This is a genomic window from Candidatus Tisiphia endosymbiont of Nemotelus uliginosus (assembly GCF_964264835.1).
GTDB lineage: Bacteria > Pseudomonadota > Alphaproteobacteria > Rickettsiales > Rickettsiaceae > Tisiphia.
The window spans coordinates 571,547-591,525 of the sequence record NZ_OZ183485.1; the positions used below are offsets into that span (position 1 = coordinate 571,547).

General features: G+C 33.7%; 14 protein-coding genes. 8 read left to right on the forward strand and 6 right to left on the reverse strand.

Going from position 1 to position 19,979, the window contains the following annotated elements:
• Positions 1–848: 848 nt before the first annotated feature.
• Positions 849–3,467, reverse strand: a complete 2,619-nt coding sequence (locus tag ACFELV_RS02525; protein ID WP_375326618.1) for a hypothetical protein — start codon at positions 3,465–3,467, stop codon at positions 849–851.
• Between the two features lie 337 nt (positions 3,468–3,804).
• Here ACFELV_RS02525 and ACFELV_RS02530 point away from each other — a divergent pair, with 337 nt between their 5' ends.
• Together ACFELV_RS02530 and ACFELV_RS02535 are read left to right on the forward strand one after the other, a co-directional pair.
• On the forward strand, positions 3,805–4,956 hold the full coding sequence (locus ACFELV_RS02530; RefSeq protein WP_375326619.1) for an RAP domain-containing protein: 1,152 nt from the start codon (positions 3,805–3,807) through the stop codon (positions 4,954–4,956).
• Positions 4,957–5,103: 147 nt separating this feature from the next.
• The gene (locus ACFELV_RS02535) at positions 5,104–5,319 is read left to right on the forward strand and encodes a hypothetical protein (protein ID WP_375326620.1); all 216 of its coding nucleotides are present in this window, start codon (positions 5,104–5,106) and stop codon (positions 5,317–5,319) included.
• A 5-nt stretch (positions 5,320–5,324) separates the two neighbouring features.
• Here ACFELV_RS02535 and ACFELV_RS02540 read toward each other — a convergent pair whose 3' ends face one another.
• The 4 genes from ACFELV_RS02540 to ACFELV_RS02555 all read right to left on the reverse strand — a co-directional run bounded on the left by ACFELV_RS02540 (position 5,325) and on the right by ACFELV_RS02555 (position 10,379).
• The gene (locus ACFELV_RS02540; protein WP_375326621.1) at positions 5,325–6,548 is read right to left on the reverse strand and encodes a DUF1207 domain-containing protein; all 1,224 of its coding nucleotides are present in this window, start codon (positions 6,546–6,548) and stop codon (positions 5,325–5,327) included.
• Between the two features lie 90 nt (positions 6,549–6,638).
• A complete protein-coding gene (hemA, locus tag ACFELV_RS02545) occupies positions 6,639–7,883 on the reverse strand; it encodes a 5-aminolevulinate synthase (RefSeq protein WP_375326622.1) in 1,245 nt (414 codons plus the stop codon).
• Positions 7,884–7,982: 99 nt separating this feature from the next.
• A complete protein-coding gene (gene mutL / locus ACFELV_RS02550; protein WP_375327493.1) occupies positions 7,983–9,881 on the reverse strand; it encodes a DNA mismatch repair endonuclease MutL in 1,899 nt (632 codons plus the stop codon).
• Between the two features lie 42 nt (positions 9,882–9,923).
• Entirely contained in the window at positions 9,924–10,379 is a 456-nt protein-coding gene (locus tag ACFELV_RS02555) for a hypothetical protein (RefSeq protein WP_375326623.1), read from the reverse strand.
• 98 nt (positions 10,380–10,477) lie between these two features.
• On the opposite strand from ACFELV_RS02555, the gene ACFELV_RS02560 reads away from it, so the two are divergent.
• From ACFELV_RS02560 to ACFELV_RS02585, 6 genes are all read left to right on the forward strand, one after another.
• Positions 10,478–11,557, forward strand: coding sequence for an IS4 family transposase (locus ACFELV_RS02560; RefSeq protein ID WP_375326208.1), 1,080 nt, complete (start codon positions 10,478–10,480; stop codon positions 11,555–11,557).
• Positions 11,558–11,603: 46 nt separating this feature from the next.
• Positions 11,604–11,969, forward strand: coding sequence for a hypothetical protein (locus ACFELV_RS02565; RefSeq protein WP_375326624.1), 366 nt, complete (start codon positions 11,604–11,606; stop codon positions 11,967–11,969).
• 29 nt (positions 11,970–11,998) lie between these two features.
• Positions 11,999–14,023: an autotransporter outer membrane beta-barrel domain-containing protein gene (locus tag ACFELV_RS02570; RefSeq protein WP_375326625.1), complete on the forward strand. Its 2,025-nt coding sequence runs from the start codon at positions 11,999–12,001 to the stop codon at positions 14,021–14,023.
• Between the two features lie 491 nt (positions 14,024–14,514).
• Positions 14,515–15,243 (forward strand): protein-L-isoaspartate(D-aspartate) O-methyltransferase, encoded by a 729-nt coding sequence (locus ACFELV_RS02575; protein ID WP_375326626.1) that lies wholly within the window; start codon positions 14,515–14,517, stop codon positions 15,241–15,243.
• 220 nt (positions 15,244–15,463) lie between these two features.
• Positions 15,464–16,633 carry a Fic family protein gene (locus ACFELV_RS02580; protein WP_375326627.1) on the forward strand — a complete coding sequence of 390 codons (1,170 nt, stop codon included), beginning with the start codon at positions 15,464–15,466 and terminating at the stop codon, positions 16,631–16,633.
• Positions 16,634–16,914: 281 nt separating this feature from the next.
• Positions 16,915–18,747 carry a hypothetical protein gene (locus tag ACFELV_RS02585; protein WP_375326628.1) on the forward strand — a complete coding sequence of 611 codons (1,833 nt, stop codon included), beginning with the start codon at positions 16,915–16,917 and terminating at the stop codon, positions 18,745–18,747.
• Here the strand turns inward: ACFELV_RS02585 and ACFELV_RS02590 are convergent.
• A complete protein-coding gene (locus ACFELV_RS02590) occupies positions 18,706–19,785 on the reverse strand; it encodes an IS4 family transposase (RefSeq protein ID WP_375326208.1) in 1,080 nt (359 codons plus the stop codon). The genes ACFELV_RS02585 and ACFELV_RS02590 overlap by 42 nt on opposite strands.
• Positions 19,786–19,979: the final 194 nt, after the last annotated feature.

The window sequence follows — 19,979 nt, forward strand, 5'->3', positions numbered from 1 at the left end:
CATAACCTAAAGATAATTGAGGAATTTTTAGGAAAAACGAAGTCGAGTACCGCAGCGTACTTAAATTGTACGTGAGGAACGAAGACGAGTTTTGACAACAAAATTACTAATTAGATTAGGTTATGCAATAGGTCTAATATGTTATATCACTTCCGAACACTAATCATCTACGTTCGTCGTACTTCATGATCTTCTGCTCCTCACGTATACGTCTGTCACACTACTGGACAAAAATAGAAGATGGTTGAAAAAGTACAAAAATTGTTATCTGCTAAAGCTCGTTTTTAGCAATTATTATCTCAAAAATAACATTTTGTACTTAAAATAATATGTTTTTTTAACCATTTTCTATTTTTGTCCAGTAGTGTGATACGTCTGTACGCGCAGGTAGCGGGCACTCGTACTCCTAGTGCTAATTTAGTCTTGGGAAATGGTATTAGACAAATTACTAGAGTCTGTTGACAAAATTTTTTAGTAGACTTTTTGAACAGGTTTTTACTGAAAATATAGGGGAATTTTGCAAGTAAATAGACCCCTATTTTAAAAAATTTGCCTATATTTGCAGGCAAAATATGCCAAAAAAAGACCTAAAAAATTTTGCTAACAGAACCTAAGGCTAACGATAACTTTGCTACTTTTGAAAATTTTGCAAAATTAAGTGTCACCAACTAAAGAACGAAGGCTATACGATAATTGCTGAATTCGGTGTAGCAAGCTACACCGAATTCAGGTTCTTTAAGTCATTTTCAGTATCTTACAGAGGTGCACCAAAGCCTACCAGGATATAGTCTCTAGCAGTTGATACATTTCTTGGTCTATTACTTATGGTAAATTTTTCTAACATGATTTTATCCTGCTAAGTATACATCATACTCTTCTTCCGCTATGACCCTGCTGTATAAAGTTCCACTATCCTTGCTGATCGGAATCATTTTTTCTGCAGTATATTCTCTATCTATACCCTCTACATCACCGGCACCGTTATCAAATGTTAACACAACATTAGTTTTGTCGTGGCAAGGTTTGATTTTAGAATCAGTAGACATTAAGAAACCTTTATTTTGTGCATACATTGGTAAGTCTGCTGAGATAAAAAACTTACCTTTCTGATAATGGTATTCATCACATAATGTTGCTACTGATTTACCTTGGGCGTCACGTAATATGACCTGTTTATATTGTGAGTCCGCAGTAGTTGCATCAGCTGTTATAGTAAATAGAGAACCAGACTGATATTTATTGAAGTCAGCAAAACGCACCAAGTAGTGAGGAATAGAGTTACCTTGTTCTACAGAGTTATCTTGTGTTTTTTCTAGAGAATCATAAGCAAACCTAGTAGGAATATTTCTATACTCATCAGGAATCTTAGCTACAGATTCAGGGTCTTCTCTACCATATTGATCTGTTGGGATAAGGAAAGATCCTTGCCTTTTATGCACTAATTTTAAGTGAGTAGTGCCTTTTGCTAACTGGTAACGGTTGTTCTTTCCATAATCATCGATAAAAAACGCCCCATTTTCAGTGACATAATATCCCATATGATCAAAACTATATACTTTCTGATTGTTATGCATTACATGCGCTTTATGCACATCATCTTTTTTAGCACTGGTTCCTCTATCATCTAATAATTCTCCTTTGCTTATTGTGAATCCTGTGCTGTTTGAAGTGTTTTGCCTTGCACTATTAGCCAAATCTGAATTAGCATGATCATGGATTTTGACATCTGGTTTCAATAGTAGAGCATCTACATTTTGATTTGGATTGTTAAGATGTATATGTATATTTTCCATGGCTTCATTTCTGTGAATATGAGGTGTTTGATAATATGCATCACTATCAACCTGACGTCCTTCTAATAAAGAGGCTCTAACTTGTCCATTAGGTGTTTTGTCTAAAGCAACATAAGCCTGGCTGGTATATGAGCTATATAATTGTTGCGCTTCATCATTATAGATAAAACGTTTATCTTGGAAAAAACCACTAGTGTAACTTAATTCCCCTACAGGCTGATCATTATGTATGATGGTTAAAATATGAGATTTCTTAGCAGGGTTTATATCATTATCCTTAATTTTGAATATCAGGTTTTCAGGTGATGGTAACCCTTTAATATAAGACATAAAACCTTTTTGCCCTTTTTGGGAAATGTTCACTACGCTTTCTGGATCAAAATAGGTTAGGCCATCTTGAATTTGTGCTAATATTGCAGGATGATTTTGATAATGAGCTTGTAACTTTTGTATTTGTTGTAAAAATTCTGCTGATTCAAAATAAGGTGTACCTTCTTTATCACAATAAATTAATTTTAACTGGCCTTTAAAAGAAACTAGTTTTAAGAAAGTATATTCTTTAGATATATCTAAGTAATGCTGCTCACTACTATAACGACTTCCACTAGCAGTATGTTCTACCCTTACCACCCCAAATTGATAGTAATGTACAACTGGAGAAAAGCTTGCCACAGTATTTCCCATACTATCTTTAATCACCGCTTGATGAAATTCAGTTTTGTTATTATTTGCGTCATAGATAATTCCTGCGAGTGTCGATTTTTCAACTTTTAAAGCATTGATTTCTTTCATATAAGAATCGATACTATTTTGCTCTAAATAACCTTGAAATTCTTTTGGCGAATATATTGACTCTAGTCCTGATTGTAGCATCTTATTTATTGCGCTTGGATTCGCGTTTTTTACTGAATCTAATAATTGGACAAACTTCCCAGAATCTTTTTTATAAAAATATTCTACTAAAGCGTGACCTAAACCATAGATGATATCTTGATGATCAGTATTATCTTTAGTATTAAGTAGAGTCTGCAAGTCTAGATTGAGTGCTCCTGTTTGAATCTTTTGTATAATTTTAGTAATATGAAAATCTTGAACAATACGTTGTGGATCTGATAAATATTGGAAATACTCAGCTAATCCTTCTCGTAATATTGGAGGTAGCACCTTACCATTAGTGATAAGACCTACTAAACCATGTGTAATCTCATGCTTTAAATTTTGAGGTTTGTTATATTCGTAATATGTAAAGATTTTAGAAGTAGTACCATCAATTCCATCATGGTAAAAATATATCCCACTATCATGGTTTCCAAAACGATATTGGCTCTTAGTACCATATTGTTTATAGTCCTTCTTATTATTAAATATATATACTTCCAAGACCTTATCGGTTTGTAGACTTAACGGATGCAGTGTTGTAAATGCTTGAAGAGTTTTGGTGATATCGTCTTTTATTTGACGTAATTGGAGATCAGCATTATGGGCTTTAATTTTAGGCGTATTATATTTAATTGCTACTGTTAATTTATTATCTGCTATTTTCAAATCATGCGATTTAGTAAAATACTGTTCAATCTGATTGTTAGCAGAGTTTGTACCTCGTTTAGTTTTAGCGGCCGTAAGTGTATTGTAACTAACTTGATGTTTTGGATTATTAGACAAATAGATAGTCATATATAACTCCTTATAAGTTAATTTATTACTCAAAAGAAACCAAAAACTTGTAATAACAGCTACTATAAGGCCACCTTTGCAAGGCAGATCCTATATAATGCAAGCATTATATGAAAACATGTTTACAAAGTCAAGTAATATTTACGATCATTTAATATTTATTATCTATTATCACTGGAAAAGTTGGATATGACATTCAATTAAAATAATTATAACAAAATTTACATTTATTGCTTGCTCAAATCTCCAGCCTTTGCTACCATTAATTTAGAAAAATTAGTGGAATAGTTACACAATATCTAACAAAACTTTCAGATGTTAAAGAAAAGGAAAATAGATGCATCATAATACTCAGATCACTCCCCATAATATAATGCGAATGGGTAGTATCAAGCTATGCCAAATATTCAAGTATAACCCTATTAATGCTTCTTTGAAAGTTGCTATATATCATAGAGCTCTGCAGTTGCTGAGCGAAGAAGAGAACAGCTATTTATGGTTTAACGCTCGAGGTTTAGCAACTATTTTGTATCAATTTAGCATACACGATATTCCTGTAGAGCAGTATTTTATTGACGCTTGGGAACGTGAAGCTTGCAAGCAGATTCAAGATTTTACGCCTCGAGAATTAGCTTTGTCCATACATGCTTTTGGGCATTTCGCGTTAAGGCCTTCTGCTACTTTTATTCAAGCTTGGGAACGCGAAGCTTGTACCAAAATTAAGTCTTTTAAGACTCAAGAGTTGGTAAACTCTATTGAGGCTTTTAAAGGCCTAGAAATAAAACCGTCTATCCAGTTTATTGAAGCTTGGGAACGCGAAACTTGTGATAAAATTGAAGAGTTTAATCCTAAATATTTAGTTTTTTCTGTTTATGCAATATATACGATTAATAACCTAACTAATTGTCACATTAAAATACCTATTCCTATATTGCGCTCTATTGAAGAAAAATATAAAATACTTGATCTTAGGGATTGTCACCAACTTTGGGTTGCTAATGCTGATTTTTTTCAAAAATATCAACAATCTTTATTTTCAAATGAAGTGCTGGAATATTTATGGCAATATATAGAAAATAATGGTCTAGCTCCATCTTACATGACTAGGCTGCAACAAGAAGTGTCTGAGATACTATCACAAATATCACCTAAAGAAATAATAAGTGAAAAATGGATACCAGAAATTGCATCATATGTTGATAACTTCATTTCCGACACTAACTTAATAATTCAGGTAGATGGTCCTACTCATTTTAATAAATATGAGCAAAATAGTTCTACTAAGCTTAATACTAAATTATTAGAAAATTTAGGTTATAAAGTCCAAAGAATATCTTATTTTGTTTGGGATCAGCTTTACAGTGAGGCGGATAAGAGAAAATATATAGATCGTTTATTACAAGATAGTTATTTAGAAAATGATATATTACCGTTAGGTAGCTGTACTAATAACGGGGCTGCCGTACACGATATGGTTTTCTTATTCTAGATTCTGTTGACAAAATTTTTTAGGACCTTTTTTGGCATGTTTTGTTTACAAATATAGGCAAATTTTTTGAAATAGCTGGACTATTGACTTGCAAAATTCACCTATATTTTTAGGTAAAAACCTGTTCAAAAAGTCTACTAAAAAATTTTGTCAACAGAACCTAGCTTAACTCCAGAAGATTTTTATGATACTAAACTTTACCGAAAATGGCATATTATTGAAAGACTTTTTACTAGGTTTAAAGAAAATAAACGCATTACTATGCGATCTGACAACTTTGACTGCCCTTGCCTTCAGTTTTATCGCTCTTGCTCTTATTTAAAGCTTATAATTTATTTTGTTAATAGCGCCATAGGGATATAACGGGTTTATAAGAAAGCCTGCACTCCTACACCAATGTATTTTATTTTATTTTTATAAAATTGTCCATGCATAGACTTACCGGAATAGTATTCAAGCATAAATTGTACTTTATTACTGATAAGGGCAGAATTTTCCAGTTGCACCCCTGCTTTACAAGATATGCCAGGGGTCCATGAACTCAGAGCTTCCGCTTTCATATCAACACCTATTAGCGGTCGAAGTTGACCATTCATAAAAGTAGATTGAGAATAATATTCTACCCCTACCTGAATTTTCCCCCGCTTTATATAACTAGGATCTCGATGGACAATATATCCTCCTCCTCCATATATGCGTAATATATCAAAATTATACGACAATAACACATCTATCCCTTCATAACTCAGGTTAATACGCTTGGTCTTCTTGCCCTCCTCTGTTAACATAAATTCATCTCCCAAATGAGAACTTTGATGATACAGCCGAACCAAACCAGACCAAGGACCGCTACGATAAGTAACAGGTACAGCGATATAATAATCAGCATTAATCAAGGCAGTCGGATTAGTACCAATATCTAATAACCCGAATAACCCGGCTTGAATACCAACTTCCCATTCTCTGTTTGTTACTTGATTTACCACCTTATATAAAGGAAAGCTGGCTCCAAAGTTAGGAGCAAAGGCATGTTTTAGTAATTTACCTTTTAAAAAATATTGATAAGATAAAGTAAAACGTGGCCATCTATTGTCCGCAATTAACGCTTGGAACAAGCTGTGAGTTGGCATCGCAATATCTCTGGTGCCATTCTCTTCTATATTACTGGGATCAATAATATTTAATTTACTTAGATTACTATTAGTTGTACTGTAACTAATCAATTGTACATCTTTTACTCCTTTAATTGATGCTGTGGCTTGTTTGACTTTTTCTAAAATCTGCTGTGGATTATTACCTTGTAATTTGTCGTTATCAATCAGGATAATACCTTCTCTTACAGTAACAGCGTTGCTTGGTAAGCCATAACTATTAATGAAAATGCTTTGTATATATCCTCGAAGGTATAGATCAAACTTATTATAGTCAGGGGTAGTAAATTTAAGGACTTTATCTTTTGATAATGTGCTAATGTTCTTACCAGTTTGTTTACTATGCGCAACATTAAATTCCTCTGAATTCAGAAGAGAAGAATAATAAACTAAAGGTATATTGATGCTTAGCAAAGCTAATACTGTAAATATTAATTTCATATTATTTATTTCTGTTTGATAGATTAAAGGATAATTAACTATATCAAATTACTTATACCTTGTCCGCAAAACTTATTACTCAATACCACTTTATGCTGCCGGGATCAGGGGAGTTTTTATTATAAAATGCGAATTAATTGTTTGGGATATAGCTAGTGTACTAAAAATTTCTACTAAAGCTTTAGTAAGTTCCTCTATCATTGCGTCAGTATGATTGGGGGTGGGTATGATCCGCAAACGTTCCGTACCTCGTGGAACAGTAGGAAAATTAATGTGCTGCACATAAATATTATATTTATCTAATAAAACCTTAGAAATATACTTAGCTTTTACAGGGTCCCCAATAATTATTGGAATAATATGGCTATCATTTTTAAAATATGGTACGCTAGCATCATTAAATGATTTCTTAACTTTGCCTATTACTTTTTGATACATTTCTCTTTCAACACTAGATTTTTTTAAGTGGCGAATACTAGTAGTAGCGGCAGCAGAAATAGCTGGAGGTAATGAAGTGGTGAATATAAAACCAGGAGCGCTTAATCTAATGGAATCAACAATCTGCTGTTTCGCAGCTATATATCCCCCGATAGTGCCATAGGCTTTACCTAACGTGCCTTGAATAATATCAATTTGGTCAGCGCATCCTTGCAGTTCCGCAATTCCCGCTCCACTTTGGCCATATAATCCGACCGTATGTACTTCATCGATAAAAGTAAGAGCATTATATTTTTTAGCTAAATCTATAATTATTTTTATAGGGGAAAATAAACCATCCATCGAGTAAGCAGATTCAAAAACAATAATTTTGGGCCTATTAATATCAATTTTTCTTAATAATGTTTCCAAATGTTCCATATCAAGATGACGATATATATATTTCTCAGCTTTTGAGTTACGAATCCCAGAAATAATAGAAGCATGGTTAAGCTCATCTGAGAAAAAAACTATATCAGGCATTATTTTAGCAAGGGTGGCAAGGGTAGTATCATTGGCAACATAACCAGAAGTAAACACCAACGCCATCTCCTTGTGATGCAGATCGGCTAGTTCTTTTTCTAATTGTATTATACAGCTATTATTACCGCCTATATTTCTAGTGCCCCCTGATCCAATCCCATATTCAGCTATTGTCCTCAACGCAGCCTCAGTAACGCTGGGATGTTTACTCATCCCAAGATAATCGTTAATGCACCACATTACTATGTTTTTCCCATTGTGCCAAGCCGAAGGAAAATTATCAGCTTGTCTTTGAACAGGAACAAAATCACGGTATCTTCCTTCTCTTTTAATTTGATCTATATGATTATCAAATATTTTATTGTAATGAAACATCTTATTATTTTTTTTAATTATGGTTCTAATGCGCAGCTGACCAAATAATTATACTTTGAGAATTGTTAATTATTTAGCAAACTTTGTAAGGTCTAAGCTTTACGTACGTCCAAACAACCGTTCTATATCTTTAAGTTTAAGTTCAATGTAAGTAGGCCTTCCGTGGTTACACTGACCAGAAAAAGGAGTTGTTTCCATTTGGCGTAATAATTCATTCATCTCATCCGCAGATAATTTTCTACCAGCTCGAATCGAATAATGACATGCATATGTTTCTGTAACATGTTCAATCAATTGAATCAAGGAAATATTTTCTCCAAGATCAGATAAATTATCTGCCAAATCTTGGATTAATTGCCCTATATTTATATCTTCTAATAAGCTTGGAACCTCTGATACTATAATTGATCGATCACTAAATTTTTCTACACTTAAACCTAATTTAGATAAATTATCTTTATTGTTATATAGTAAATTTGCTCTATTTTCATCCGGTAATTCTATTATTTCCGGAATTAGTAAGCGTTGTTTAACTAACCCGTTATTACTAATCATTTTTTTAATTTTCTCATACCCTAAACGTTCATGAGCAGCGTGTTGATCGATAATAATAATACTATCATTGGTTTGAGAAATTATATAAGTGCCGTGAAGTTGTGCTCTAGCAGCCCCAAGAGGATAGAGATTGTTTACAGGATTAATTCTTCTAAATTCATCTTGAGTATTTATATTTTCGCTTACTGAAGTATCAGAGCTGGCAATATTCTCCTCGACTATCTCTACTTTGGCATACGGTTTGGTGCTGACTAATTGTGGTTGAAACTTTCTATCACGCAAAGCCTGTATTTTATAATTACTTCTTTCACTACTATCAGCAACACTATTTACTATAATATTATCCTCAATTTTAGATGCATGTTGAGCAACAATAGGGTTGCTCTTAGGCTGAATATTTCTAAAAAGCCCAAGAGCAGTAGTGGCAATATGCGTGGAAACCCTATGACTTTTAGTCGCTAAAGCGTCTTTTATTGACCCTATTAGCAACCCACGTATAGTATTTGGGTCATGAAATCTTACTTCTGTTTTGGCTGGATGAACATTAACATCAACCAACTGTGGGTCGATTTGTAGAAATAACACTGCAGCAGGGTGCCGATCTTTAGCTAAATAATCTTGGTAAGCTACTCTTAATGCGACTTGTAATAGCTTGTCTTTTACTGGCCTGTTATTAACAAATAGAAATTGATCGCCAGTAGAAGCTCTGTTAAAAGTAGGAAGACTGGTAAAACCATATATTAACAATTCTGCTCTTTGTAAGTGAATCTTTGCGGTATTTTCTATAAACTCAACTCCTAATAGCTCTGTGACTCTCTCTGGGAAAATATCTTCATGCTCCCCCTGGCGACCTCTTACTTTTAGTATAGTTTTACCATCATGCATTAAACTAATAGAGATCTGTGGATGCGCTAAAGCAATTTTCTTCACTATATCAAGGCAGGCAGCCAATTCAGACTTATCTGATCTTAAAAATTTTAATCGAGCAGGTGTGGTAAAAAATAAATCTCTTATTTCAATTTTAGTACCTTCATTATGAATTGCCGGTTTAGTTTCTTTTATTCCTCCACCGACTTGTATTTGATAAGATCTATCATTACCACGGGCTTTGGAAGTAATTTGCATTTTACTAACTGCGCCTATAGAAGGCAAAGCTTCACCTCGAAAGCCAAAACTGTTAATATTCAGTAAATCCGTTTCATCTAGCTTAGAAGTAGTATGACGTTCTATAGCAATTTTCAGCTCTTCCTCGGACATACCTATACCATTATCAGAAATGATAATCAAATTCTTGCCTGCTTGTTCAAGTACTATATCTATTTTAGTACTCAAAGCATCTATCGCATTTTCTATCAATTCTTTGACTACAGACGCAGGTTTTTCTATTACTTCACCTGCAGCGATACGATTTATTGTGCTATCTGATAAAAATTTTATCTTAATTGACATATACTCTGTTGTGTTAAAGGAGGCGTAATAAAAACTCTAATTTTTATTACTGATACGCTCCTGATACTTTTGACAATATTGTAACATAGTAATAGTATTGGGATGATTTGCCCCAAATTCCTTAATTTGCTGATCACTAAAAAATTTATAATTATATAAATCCTTGGTTTTACAGGCAGCTGTAGCTCCTTGTAAATATAGATAGCTCACCTGTGCTACATTTTTTAACCTTTCACCATATAGGGACAAATAGATCAGGTAAGCCTTATGATAAGATTCTATTGCTTTTTTACGGTTATTCTTAGCACACAAAAGATCACCTTCTACTACATAACTCACTGCTAAACCTAGATCTTCCGAATAATTGGCATCTTTTGGATTGCTACTATTATCACTTAGAAATATTCTTCTAGCTTTATTAAGATACTCCAATACTTTATCCCTCTTCCCTAGTCCTAATTCACTTCTGGCAAATTGTATATAAATATCCATAGTACCCCACAGATTTTACAGGAGGGTTAAAATAATAAATTGAATAAGTGACTGAGAGTCACTAATCTCCGCTGAGAAACAAGCAACAGGAGGTATTAATGGACTCTCAATCACTATACCAAATATTATACATATTTTTAGATTGGCACCCAGCACGAATTAAAACATTTGCAGAATTAATTTGTGCAGTAGTAAAAGCTAAAACTGTGAGAATCAAAGAATTAGCACTGTATGTCGCTTCTAAAGGCAATTTGCATGCCAAGATTGTTAAAGTTGAGCGTTTGCTTTTAGAACAAAATATGTGCTTTATAAGTTTAGGGAAAATTATTGTTAAATTGCTCTGTCTAACAGGTAAAATTAGCCTTGCCATAGATAGAACCAGCTGGCAATTTGGTATTAAAAATTTGAATTTTTTTGTTGCAACTATCGTTTATGGTAATATTTCAATTCCTATAGCATGGTTGTTACTTGATAAAAAAGGCAACTCTTCTACTAATGAAAGAAAGAAATTGATTGAGCAAATTTTAACAATTATACCTAAGGAAATGATAGAGCTTATCCTTGCCGATCGGGAATTTGTTGGTGAGGAATGGTTGCAATATATGGGTGGAATCCAAAAATTACCTTTTGCTATCAGGCTAAGAAAAAGTGAGAAGGTCAAGCATTTCAACGGTGGCAAGATGAAGTTGAATAAATGTTTTGCCGATATGCAAATGGGTGACACTAAAACTATAGAAAGCAAAATTTACAATGGTATGGCAATTAAAATAACTTGTTTGCAATTAGAAAGAGAGCAACTATTTATTGCTAGTAATGTGCTTATTGGTGAATGTGCTTTGCTAGCATATAAGCAGAGGTGGAGCATTGAGCGACCTTTTCTGTCTCTCAAGTCATCTGGATTTAATATTGAAGATACCCACATTACAGATCAAAAAAAGCTGGAAAAACTATTTGCAATAGTATCTTTATCCTTAGCTATTTGCGTGCTTGCTGGTGACATTAAGAACAAAATTTATCCTATAAAGATCAAAAAACATGGTCGTAAATTATACTCATTATTTACTTACGGATTTGATTGGATAAAAGATTATTTTTATAACTCGTTAAGTGATACCCCTGCTATGTTGTTTTCATTACTACGAAAACACATTATGCATGCCTTTCAACTTCAACAATAAGTGTGGGGTACTATGACCTTCTCCTACTCTTTCTCAGGATAGTCTAATGAATTATTGGGAAGGTGGATTTAATAGTCAAAGATTAGACAGCCCAAGAGTAACAGATAACAAAAACATTGTTCAAAATGATGTACGGTATCAAGAGCGAGAATTTGAAGCTCCATCAACAGTAGCAAATATTACAAACTTAATTCAACAGGATAAGTCAGCTGACAATACCGGCAAACCTACGGAACAAGAATCATCGAAAGAAGTGCTCTCTTCTTCTAGCCCTATAGCATGTTCATCTCTTTTACTTACGACTTCAACCCCTTCAAGCCAGGATGTTCTGATAGGTGCCAGCAGAAGAAAGCGCTCTATGCATACTCTCCCCTTATACCTGCAAGTTTTGACAGTAGGTTCAGAGATGTAGTACCGTCTTTAAGTACCGAATCAACGCTAATGCAGAAGGATGAGACAACAGAAAGCATTGAAACACATAGAGAAGGAGAATCATCTTCAAATATTTGTTCATTCGTAGATGACAAATCATCCCTGTTATCAGATGCTCAAATACTAACAAAGGATAAAAGTAGAACTCTCTCTGCGAGTGAAGCTCTTTTGTTGCCAGACTCAAAATTACTTAAAAACTTACCACCTGCAGCAATATCAGCAAGCTTATACCACGTTACAGGGGAAACAGTAACATTAGATAATTCTTTCTTGGAGGTTGCAGATGGCACATTAATAAGGATCAGTACGCCCAATCCAGAACAGGAACCTTATGCATTGCAGGATATAAAACAAAAAGACAAGTTAACAATATCACACGAAAGATCACCTCAAGGTATAGATAACAATGCTATTGCAAGAAGGACAGAAAATATCTCAATCAGTACAGAGTTATTAACTAGCCCCATATTACCTTTTTCTAATAATCAAACTTTAGCAGACTTAGAGACAGATAATAGTTACCATATGTCCAGCATGAATTTATCAGCAAGTAGTGTCACTACCTCCATATCAGATTTAGAAGATTTACCCGAAGAGAATTCCATACCCCCCGGAGTAAATATAGAAAATGCTGAAATTTTAAGATCAAAACAATTAAATAATCTTGGATATACAGCTATCACGATAAGACAACCCATTAATACTCACGATATAGAATCCCCAGACAATGTTAAGAGAAGCAAGCGAGAGGTAATTTTAGTCGGTAATGAACCTCCATTAGATGAAGAAATATCCGCGCAATCTTTAGCAGATCCACTAGCTAGTATATCTCTCCCCTCTACCACTGAAGGAACACTACCTTCTGCCTCGTCTTTTATATCAGACAGCCCAGTAGAAGAGAGAAGGGTAGAAACAATCCCTTTAGAATCAGCGCATCCAGGCACAGAAATCCCCCTAAGCACTGAGGCCTTAGGAAGCAGTGGGGATGAGTGGCGCCAAAGAGTAACACCTATATGCAATAATGAAGGAGCAACTGTAGGAAGTAGCGGATCACTACTGTCAGATAAACCTCAAATCTTACAAAATTATACTAATCTAGAAATATCGAATAGAGATGTTATTAAGCGCAGGTTTAATCTATATAATATTGGGATTCCTAAAATAGCCCTTTCAGCGGGAGATAACAATTTAAATACCCAAAGGGGGTTATGGATAAGTGTTTTATATGGCTATATTAACCAAGGATTAAGCAATAATATTGCTGGTTATACCGGCCATAACCGTGGTGGAAGTATTGGTTTTGATGTCGAGATTAACAACAATAACCTTATTGGTCTAGCATATAGTAATATCCATTCTATGTTTAAATTTAAAAATAATACGGATAAAGCGCGGGAAAGGGCAATAAGTCATATATTCTCTATATATGGGCAGACAAATTTATCTCATAATTTCACTTTACAAGGTCTAGCATTAATTGCCCGTAATTATGTTAAAAATAATACTTCCTATCTATTGAATAATTCTCAATACCATTTGACCGAAAAATACCGGGTGAGTCATTATAGTGTAGAAACATTGCTCAATTATCACTATCTTACTAAACATAACTTAATTCTCATCCCCAATATTGGGTTGAGATATGGATTTGCACATTATGCTATGCATAATAATCCACATAATTTATTAAATAATTCTAGGTCTCGTAATATGACTACTGGAATTATAGGGGCTAATCTTTTATTACCCTTCAGAAAAACTGCTAGCTCACCTCTGATTAGTTTAGCACTGCAAGGTGCAGTAGAGTATAATTTCAACCCAAAAGTGCAGTATATACTAAAAACTATCAATATCGCAAATCAAGAGCAGACCAAACACTATATTATACCAAAGCCCCCTAAAACAGCCTATAATATCGGGGTGAGCCTTGTTACCGATCTACAAAATATCCAAATTTCTTTAGAATATTATTATCATTTATATAAACATTATTACAATCATCAAGGGTCAATAACTTTTAAATTAAATTTTTAAGTTATATGAGCTGTATATATTATACTACAAAAATTAAATTTAGTTATTTTACGGTATTACTTTTAACAGTTATAATCTATCAATATCTAAATATTGATATTGTTCTAGCTGCTATTGAATATAAAACTAATGTAAAGCAGCGTATATTGCCATATTTAAATATCACTTTTAAAACAAGGCACTTGAATTGTAATACTAGTAACCTGGCCTTCTGTATACCTATTACTCAAGCTGATAATTCATTACTAAAATGCAATACCGTTGGCGCTCGACACATACACATTATCATTTATATACTCAACAAACTTTATTTGGTAATACTAATATCCTGTGCTCTTGGGGAGCTTGTCATAATAATTTAGGCAATTTCAAAATTATTACTGTGATTCTACTGAAGAATAGACCATACTTTAAAAGCCATTCTACACCGAAGAAAAAGTAGAGGATATGAACTATATTAACTATCTAAATTACCGCACTTAATTAATATTATGAGGTTGACAAAGAAACTGATGGTTATAAGCTTGTGTATAGTGTTGTTAATCCCTAAAACAAATGATAGCACCGTAATGAATAAGTATAATTTTCATCTTGCAAGATTACAAATGGTTGAAACTCAAATAAAAACCAGAGGGATTAAAAATAAAGCAGTGTTAAATGCAATGCAAATTGTTCCCAGGCATCTTTTTGTTCCTGCAAATATGCAAGATTATGCTTACCTAGATGGACCTTTAGATATTGGATATGGTCAAACTATCTCTCAGCCCTACATAGTAGCTTTTATGACTGAAGTAATGCAATTAAATGCAGAATCAAAGGTATTAGAAATTGGCACAGGTTCAGGATATCAAGCAGCAGTGCTAAGCAAAATATGTCAGACAGTATATAGCATTGAAATAATAGAGGAATTAGCTGAAATAACTAAAACATTACTACATAAACTTGGATACGATAACATTTATCTAAAGATAGGAGATGGTAATATAGGGTGGCCCTCAGCCGCACCTTTTGATGTAATTATTATTACAGCTGCTGCGAAGTATATTCCGCGCAGCTTACTTAACCAATTAAAGGTTGGTGGCCGCATGGTCATGCCTTTAGCAGAAGATGATTTTAATCAGACTCTTATATTATTAATTAAAACTGATGAAGCCAATAACTTTAGACAAGAAAAACTTATGCCTGTCAGATTCGTACCTTTAACAGGGAATGCAACATAAGTAAACTCATACCATAAAAATTCTGTTAAGGAAGTCACACAATATATGGAAGATGGGCGTTACAATTGTACGGACAACTTAAATACTTACTAAGCTCTTTCGCCAATAAAGGGAAATTTTGTCCCTGGTTTTGACAGTTCTCCTTTTCTTTGTACTCTTGACTAAGAAAAAATAATAAACTATCTTTTTTTAGTATGACCAACTTAAGAAAAGATAGCATATGAATCAAAGAATCGGAACATACATTACTCAAAAAGTGACTGGGGAATCCTATAAGGCCTATGTTCCACCTAAATTGCCGCCAGCACCTCCAGTGGATCTAGCACGACTATATCCATACCTTGAAAAAGCCACTTTAGCCGTGGCGGAATTAAATAGCATTCATAAGGTCATCCCTAACACGTCTTTGTTTATTTATATGTACGTGCGTAAAGAGGCATTGCTCTCAAGTCAAATTGAAGGAACGCAAAGCTCGTTTGCGGATCTTATGCTTTTTGAACACCATCAAAAGCCAGAAGTATCTCTGGAAGATGTCGAAGAAGTGTCTAATTATGTTAAAGCAATTAGTTATGGGTTGCAGCGGTTAAAAGAAGATTTTCCTTTATCTCTTAGGCTTCTTCGAGAGATCCATGGCGTATTACTGTCGGGTGGTCGGGGCTCAGGAAAACTACCCGGTGAATTTAGGCGCTCACAAAATTGGCTTGGCGGGACACGGCCTGGTAACGCTTTGTTTGTACCACCGCCAGTAGAGCACTTAAACCAATGCCTTAGTGATTTTGAAACTTTCTTGCATGAGGAAAGTTTACCAATTTTAATTAAAGCAGGACTTGCGCATGTCCAATTTGAAACGATTCACCCTTTTTTGGATGGTAACGGCAGACTTGGTAGATTATTGATAATCTTGCTTTTGTGCTTGGGAGGCATACTTGATGCGCCTATTTTATATTTAAGCCTTTACCTTAAACAAAATCGCCATACCTATTATGAACTACTCCAAGAGGTCCGCACTCGCGGGACTTGGGAAACCTGGTTGGAATTTTTTCTTGAAGGAGTTTATGCATCTGCGAAACAAGCGATTAATGCTGCTGGGAAGATTAACAATCTTTTTGAGCAAGATTTACAAAAAATCGCTCAATTAGGACGTGCAAGATTTTCTTGTGAGGTAGTCTTAGAATATATAAAGCGTCTACCGCAAGTAACGGCTCCTTTGCTTGCAAGAGAATTAAGAATGACAGCGCCGACTGCCAGAAGCGCACTGAATCACATGGCGTCCATTGGGGTTATAGAGGAAATGAGCGGCAAAAAACGTGACAAAGTTTACGTATATCGTAAGTATCTAGATATCCTTGGAGATGGCACAGAGCCATTCAGGAGTACTAGGTCAAAATGATCAAATTCAAATTCAACATTGAGAATATACTTCTCGTATTTCAAGAACCGTCATTTTATTTTGATGCATATCTATTAAACATAAAATAGCATGACAAATTACTTAAAAAATGTTAATATTTATAGTGTATATTACACATTCCTCTTTTTCAATATGTAGCTAACACGAGAGAGGTTATAAGACTAACTTTTTTTTAAGTAATGATTGACTTTAATTTAAAATCAATCATTAGTACATAACAAAATAATTAGTTTTCGTTAATATTAAATATTTAAATATTTATGCAAAATAGAGTAGAACAAGCTTTAGACTCAATTGCCCATGGCATAAAATCTGAATTTCTTATTTCTAGTAATTTTAACATGGAAGAAAGTAGAGCGCTAGAAAAGGCGGTAATAGAAGGAAAACTTTCAAGTTTAAAAAAAATTGCTATTACCGGCCCTAATACAGAACAGTGGAGAAAAAATATTGAGACAAATCTGAATGTTATATTTAAAAATGCTGATAATAGTAACCTATGTGGTCTACAAGAAATAGATTTATCTGCTTATTCCCCAACTGATTATATAATCAATGCTATATCATATGCTATTGAAGTAAAAGCGTTACCAAATTTAAAGATATTAAAGTTATATAGCCTTGATATTACGGAACCCACCCAATTAAGAATTATAGAAGCGATTACCAATAATTCACTTGCCATAGATTACTTAAATGTAAGTAATGGTACAGATAGCGACACAGTAGCTTTGAAATTACTGAATCTAGATCCTTTAAGAACATATTCTAGTAATTATACCCATGAAGGGGTGTCAAGAATGTACAAAGAAATTGAAGACGCAAAAAATAAAGGAGACTCTCAAGAAATGATTGCATTCCGCATATCTCAATATTTGGACCTTATGGGAACTCAGCAAAATGTTAAAGTTGTTAAATATATATTAGAGCGTCCAGTGGAATTCCCGGTTATACTGAGCTATACATATCTAGGATCTCCCTATACATTAATGAAGTACTATAATAATGACCTAGAAATGATGCTGTATTTGTTTCGTAAGGGATATACTCCTATACCTATTTCTGATCAACAGACAGTTTTACAACAAATTGCTAATGATGCGCAAAATTCACATGATAAAAATATTATAAAAAAAAGAGATTGGGTACTGGAGCAATTAGTAAGAATCCCCCATCATGAAATCCAAGATTTAATAGGAAATTTTAGTGAGGAGATATCTGAGAAATTATTATTAAATAATCAAATTTTACTTAAAACCTTAATTAGTACTAGCCTTGGTATAAGAAAAGAGTTCTTTACAGAAGCTATACACAAATCTTCAGGAGCAACTTTAAAGAAATTTCAAGAATTAATTACCGGCTCTCCCAATCACTATATTAAATATATAGTTGAAACTGCAATTAATTCTTTAAATAAAACTTATTTAGAAAAAGATTTAGGTACAGGTCAATATAAAGGTCATGCTGCTAGCACATTGGCATACTGGCCCCCAGGTGATAATGTGATGCAGTCTATCTCTACCCCTGTACTTCTAGCTATAATTAAAAAATATTTTATCCAAAGATCAGCCAGTTTTAATGAAAAGAAAGAACTATTAGTAACGTTATATAATAACAATTATAGTTTGGTTAGTGATAATATAGACAAAATTATCAAAATATTGGGAAGCGATGATGTAACGGCTGCAATATTATCTAATAGAAGCAAATTTTATAACATTTTAGGAGCATTACCAGAAAATATGGTTGATGTATTATTTGAAACTGTAAGCGGTAATGATATAAATTACGCGTTTCAATTAGAACAGTTGTTTAAGTTATGTACAGCTATATGTAGTGCCGAAATAAGTTATGGAAGCACTCCTTCTTGTTTGCCAGGATTTATAGGAAGAATTGCTTTGTGCATAGCGGATGAATTAGAACCATCAATTGGTAATCAATATGAGTTATGGACCTGCGGGGTAACACCCTCCAACAATTTAGCTATTCACAAGGATAATATTGGAGAAGTAGTAAATAATTTGGTAAGCAAAATTATTCATAGTACCCCACACTTATTGTTGAAGTTGAAAAGCATGCATAATGTGTTTTCGTAGTAATGAAAACAACATAGCAGGGGTATCACTTAACGAGTTATAAAAATAATCTTTTATCCAATCAAATCCGTAAGTAAATAATGAGTATAATTTACGACCATGTTTTTTGATCTTTATAGGATAAATTTTGTTCTTAATGTCACCAGCAAGCACGCAAATAGCTAAGGATAAAGATACTATTGCAAATAGTTTTTCCAGCTTTTTTTGATCTGTAATGTGGGTATCTTCAATATTAAATCCAGATGACTTGAGAGACAGAAAAGGTCGCTCAATGCTCCACCTCTGCTTATATGCTAGCAAAGCACATTCACCAATAAGCACATTACTAGCAATAAATAGTTGCTCTCTTTCTAATTGCAAACAAGTTATTTTAATTGCCATACCATTGTAAATTTTGCTTTCTATAGTTTTAGTGTCACCCATTTGCATATCGGCAAAACATTTATTCAACTTCATCTTGCCACCGTTGAAATGCTTGACCTTCTCACTTTTTCTTAGCCTGATAGCAAAAGGTAATTTTTGGATTCCACCCATATATTGCAACCATTCCTCACCAACAAATTCCCGATCGGCAAGGATAAGCTCTATCATTTCCTTAGGTATAATTGTTAAAATTTGCTCAATCAATTTCTTTCTTTCATTAGTAGAAGAGTTGCCTTTTTTATCAAGTAACAACCATGCTATAGGAATTGAAATATTACCATAAACGATAGTTGCAACAAAAAAATTCAAATTTTTAATACCAAATTGCCAGCTGGTTCTATCTATGGCAAGGCTAATTTTACCTGTTAGACAGAGCAATTTAACAATAATTTTCCCTAAACTTATAAAGCACATATTTTGTTCTAAAAGCAAACGCTCAACTTTAACAATCTTGGCATGCAAATTGCCTTTAGAAGCGACATACAGTGCTAATTCTTTGATTCTCACAGTTTTAGCTTTTACTACTGCACAAATTAATTCTGCAAATGTTTTAATTCGTGCTGGGTGCCAATCTAAAAATATGTATAATATTTGGTATAGTGATTGAGAGTCCATTAATACCTCCTGTTGCTTGTTTCTCAGCGGAGATTAGTGACTCTCAGTCACTTATTCAATTTATTATTTTAACCCTCCTGTAAAATCTGTGGGGTACTATGAAAATTACCTAATATCTCTAGTATTTTAAGCGGATCAGGTGCTAAAGCTGTCGAGGCTTTTGAGGGATTATTTGAGCAATTCTTTATCCAGCA